The sequence below is a fragment of the Streptomyces sp. MnatMP-M17 genome (assembly GCF_900091995.1).
In the GTDB taxonomy this organism is placed as follows: Bacteria; Actinomycetota; Actinomycetes; order Streptomycetales; family Streptomycetaceae; genus Streptomyces.
The window spans coordinates 1-4212 of record NZ_FMDK01000131.1; the positions used below are offsets into that span (position 1 = coordinate 1).

6 protein-coding genes are annotated in these 4212 nt (G+C 69.5%); 1 reads left to right on the forward strand and 5 read right to left on the reverse strand.

From position 1 onward, the window contains the following. Positions 1-213: hypothetical protein (locus GA0115259_RS41110; protein ID WP_218104202.1), on the reverse strand; the 213-nt coding region annotated here is incomplete at its 3' end. Positions 214-387: 174 nt separating this feature from the next. On the opposite strand from GA0115259_RS41110, the gene dtd reads away from it, so the two are divergent. Then, entirely contained in the window at positions 388-825 is a 438-nt protein-coding gene (dtd, locus tag GA0115259_RS06970; protein WP_093592402.1) for a D-aminoacyl-tRNA deacylase, read from the forward strand. A gap of 169 nt (positions 826-994) precedes the next feature. Here dtd and GA0115259_RS06975 read toward each other — a convergent pair whose 3' ends face one another. The 4 genes from GA0115259_RS06975 to GA0115259_RS06995 all read right to left on the reverse strand — a co-directional run. Beyond that, a complete protein-coding gene (locus tag GA0115259_RS06975; RefSeq protein ID WP_093592405.1) occupies positions 995-1960 on the reverse strand; it encodes a CAF17-like 4Fe-4S cluster assembly/insertion protein YgfZ in 966 nt (321 codons plus the stop codon). Between the two features lie 60 nt (positions 1961-2020). Next, positions 2021-2458: a Fur family transcriptional regulator gene (locus GA0115259_RS06980; protein WP_093592408.1), complete on the reverse strand. Its 438-nt coding sequence runs from the start codon at positions 2456-2458 to the stop codon at positions 2021-2023. A 100-nt stretch (positions 2459-2558) separates the two neighbouring features. Further along, positions 2559-3131 (reverse strand): heme-binding beta-barrel domain-containing protein, encoded by a 573-nt coding sequence (locus GA0115259_RS06985; RefSeq protein WP_093592411.1) that lies wholly within the window; start codon positions 3129-3131, stop codon positions 2559-2561. 271 nt (positions 3132-3402) lie between these two features. After that, positions 3403-4212, reverse strand: an 810-nt coding sequence (locus GA0115259_RS06995; RefSeq protein WP_218104203.1) for a hypothetical protein, incomplete at its 5' end; no start/stop codon positions are given.

Here is a 4212-nt window from a genome sequence, read left to right on the forward strand (position 1 = left end):
CGGCCGCGGCTCGGGCAGCGAGCCCTCGCCGTCGCCCGCGCCGGCGCCCGCAGCGGGAACGACAACGGGCCCGCTGCCCGTTGCGCCGCCCGTCCCACCAATCGTTCCAGCGCCCGTTCCCGTGCCCGTTCCAGTGCCCGTCCCACTGGTCGTGCAGGTCGTGCAGGCCGTCGGTACGGGACCGGGCGGCTGCCCGGCACCAGGTGTGGTCATCGCGCGTACTTCCCCTCACTCCGCTGGGGAGAACCCTTGGCCCTCGTTCCGCTGGGAGCCCCCCAATCCCTGGACCGGCGCGCGAACCGACGCACCGCCTTGGGCATCGTGCCACTCCTGCCAGGGCGCATGCGGGCACTCCGCACCCGTTCGGCCCCCGATAGGTTGGCCCGTATGCGTGCGGTGGTGCAGAGAGTCGACGGCGCGAGCGTCGACGTGGTGACGGAGTCCGGGACCGCGACCGTCGGCGGCTTCACGGGCGAGGGCCTGTGTGTGCTGGTGGGAGTGACCCATGAGGACACGAAGGAACAGGCGGAACGGCTCGCCAGGAAGCTCTGGTCGATACGGCTGCTGGAGGGCGAGAGATCCTGCTCGGAAGCGGATGCTCCGCTGCTGGTCATCTCGCAGTTCACCCTCTATGGGGACGCCCGCAAGGGGCGCCGTCCGACCTGGAACGCCGCGGCGCCGGGCCCGGTCGCCGAACCGCTGGTCGACGCGGTGGTGGCGGGCCTGCGGGCGCTGGGCGCGCGCGTGGAGACGGGCCGCTTCGGAGCGGACATGCGGGTCTCGCTGACAAATCACGGCCCGTTTACGGTGGTCCTGGACATATGAGTCCAGCACATGTGTTTTCCGCATATGTGATGGCGCCCGATGTGACACCGGCACATGGATGTGCTAAAGGACCAAAGCCCCGGAACCAGGGCCCGTCCGGTCGGCCTGGACGGCCCGGTCGGGCGTCGGCCCGACCGGGCCCGGCTCAGGCCTCCCGGCCATGCCCGGCTCAGGCCTCCACGACCGCTTCCTGCGCCGCCGCCGTGTCGCCCGCCATCAGCTCCGCGTCCACCGGCACATTCCGCTTGACCAGGGCCAGCGCGATCGGTCCCAGCTCGTGGTGGCGCGCCGAGGTGGTGATGAAACCGAGCTGGCGTCCCTCGGCACCGTCGGCCGCGAGCCGCACCGGCGTACCGTGCCCGGGCAGATGGACCTCGCTGCCGTCCAGATGCAGGAAGACCAGCCGGCGCGGCGGCTTCCCGAGGTTCTCGACACGCGCCACGGTCTCCTGGCCGCGGTAGCAGCCCTTGTGGAGATGGACCGCGCTGCCGATCCAGCCCAGCTCGTGCGGAATGGTCCGGTGGTCGGTCTCGAAGCCCAGCCGAGGCCGGTGGCCCTCGATCCGCAGCGCCTCGTACGCGAGGATCCCGGCAGGCGGTCCGTACGACGCGGCGTACGACTCCAGATCGGCCCTGGGCAGGAAGAGATCCCGGCCGTAGGACGTCTCCCGTACGACCACGCCCTCCGGCGGCTCCGCGATCGAGCCGGCCGGGAGATGGACGACCGCGATGTCGTCCGTACGGTCGGCGACCTCGACCCGGTAGAAGAACTTCATCGACTCCAGATACGCGATCAGCGCTCCCTGCGTACCGGGCTCGACATGCGCCCAGACCGTCTCGCCGTCGTCCACGAGATACAGCGCGTGCTCGATATGGCCGTGCGCCGACAGGATCAGCGCCTCCGTGGCCCGGCCCGCGGGCAGCTCGCTCACATGCTGGGTGAGCAGCAGATGCAGCCAGCTCAGCCGGTCGTCGCCGGTCACGGTCACGACTCCGCGGTGGGAGAGATCGACCAGACCGGTGCCGTCGGCGAGGGCGCGCTGTTCGCGGAACAGATCGCCGTAGTGCGCGGCGACACCTTCGTCCTGTCCTTCGGCGGGGACGGCTCCGGGCAGGAACAGCAGAGGGCTCTTCATGTCTATCAGCGTACGACTCGGCCGGACTTGGCCGCAGTGCGCCCACGGATCGCGGAGTGCCTACGCATCGCCCTTGGCCGCGTGCGCGGAGCACGCCCGGCAGCGGCCGAAAATCGCGAAGTGCTTCATGTCCGTCGTGAAGTCGTACGTCTCGCTCAGCTTGGCGGTGAACTCCGCCGCGACCTCGACATCCGCCTCGATCACTTCCGTACAGTCCCGGCAGACCATATGGATGTGGTGATGGCGGTCGGCCAGGTGGTACGTCGGAGAGCCGTGCCCGAGATGGGTGTGGGAGACCAGACCCAGCTCCTCCAGCAGCTCAAGCGTCCGGTAGACGGTCGAGATGTTCACTCCGGAGGCGGTCCTGCGCACCTCGGAGAGGATGTCGTCCGGAGTCGCGTGTTCGAGGGTGTCGACGGCTTCGAGAACAAGCTGACGCTGAGGCGTCAGCCGGTAGCCACGCTGCCGCAGGTCGCTCTTCCAGTCGATGCTCACCACGCACCCAGTGTAGGCAGGGGCGCGGGCGATCGCGGGCTACTTGGCGATCGCGCTCGACGACCACGCTTGACGACCGCGGGCTACTTCGGACTACTTCGGGCTACTTGAAGAAGGCGATGCCGTCGTCCGGAAGGTCGCCGAGGTCCTTGGCCCATGCCTCGACCTGGTCCGGACTCACGACCTTCCGCAGATGCGCCGACATGTACGGGCGCAGCGGGATCTCGGGAGTGGACTTCTCGCCCACCCACATGAGGTCGCCCTTGACATAGCCGTAGAGCCGCTTGCCGCCGCTGTACGGCCCGGAGGCCGCCGTACGGGCCACCGCGTCCGTGACCAGGTCGATCTGCGGCTTCTGGTCGGCCAGCTCGCCGTACCAGACCTCCACGACGCCCTGGTCGCGCACCATCACGGCCTCGACCTTGCGTTCCTTGTCGATCCGCCAGAAGCCGGCCTCCGACTCGATCGGCCTGATCTTCTTGCCCTCGGCGTCCAGCGCCCAGGTGTGCGAGACGTACTCGATGAAGTCCCTGCCGTCGTGGCTGAAGGTGACTTCCTGGCCGAAGTTGGCCTTCTCGTCGCCGGGGAAGTCGAAGACGCCGACGCCCTCCCAGTTCCCGAGGAGGAAGACGAGAGGAACAAGGTCCGGGTGCAGGTCGGACGGGATCTCGATCATGAGCAGCTCAGTCGATCTGTAGAGGTGAGGCTGTGGCTGGAGAGGTGAGGCTGTGACTAGCGCTGGCCCTGGTACAGCTTCTTCACGGTGAGACCGGCGAAGGCGAGCGTGCCGACACAGACGAGGATCAGCAGGGAAGTGAAGAAGGCCTCAAGCACGGGGTGCTCCTCGGATGCGCGGTGGTGTGCCGTACGGGCAGGGCTGGGGCCGGTGGGGCCGGGCCCCAGCCTAATGGGTGGTGGCCCGGCCCTCTCGATGAGGTGCTGCCCGCTCAGCCGAGGAGCTGATTCTGAAGCATCACGGTCTGGCGGAACGGTACGGCGACGGCGCCGCCCTTCTTCTCGTGGACGATCAGCGCGAGGGTGTCGCCCGCGAGGACATAAGCCTGGCGCACCTGCGTGGGACCGTAGGGCTTGGGTTCCGCGTACACCTTGGACAGGGTGTTCGGCACGATGTCGTCCTCGGCCCAGCCCTCGTCCAGCTCGGTCTCCGGCGCGGCGGCCAGCGGGACACCGGCCGTCAGTCCGTCGCCGATCTCCGTGGCTTCGTAGGTCAGCGCGAACGCGACCGACGGGAATTGGAGCAGATAGACACGCGAGGTGGTGCCGTCCGGCATGGTCCAGCCACGGGCCGCGACATGCCGTACGGCGTAGTCGCGCAGGGTGATCCTCAGGTCGGCGCGTTCCTCCGGGGCGTACTCGGAGAGGTACCGCTCGACGCTCACCCAGCCGCCGGTGAGCTTCTTGTCGGCGGTGGCCCCGGCCGGAGCGGGCAGCAGCAGTTCGCGCAGATCGGCGTGGTGGATCTCCGCCTTGTTCGCGTCGGTGTAGGGACGCGGGGCGCCGGCGGGAAGGGCGGGCAGGGCGAGGCGCGGATACTCCCACCGGCCGTCGTCGCGGGTGGCGAGCCCGGGTACGTCGGTACGGTCCATGCCGCTGATGCCGAAGGCGGCACCGGTGCCGAGCCCGGCGAAGACGGCCACGGCGGCGGCCCAGCGCCCAACGGCCCGCAGCACGCGCCGCGACGACCGTCCCGCCGGCATCACGGGCGGCTGCGTGGGCATCGGCGGGGTGGCGGCGGG

Coding starts and splice junctions, on each gene's coding strand:
- dtd (WP_093592402.1), top strand. CDS start 388: ATGCGTGCGGTGGTGCAGAGAGTCGACGGCGCGAGCGTCGACGTGGTG.
- GA0115259_RS06975 (WP_093592405.1), bottom strand. CDS start 1,960: ATGAAGAGCCCTCTGCTGTTCCTGCCCGGAGCCGTCCCCGCCGAAGGA.
- GA0115259_RS06985 (WP_093592411.1), bottom strand. CDS start 3,131: ATGATCGAGATCCCGTCCGACCTGCACCCGGACCTTGTTCCTCTCGTC.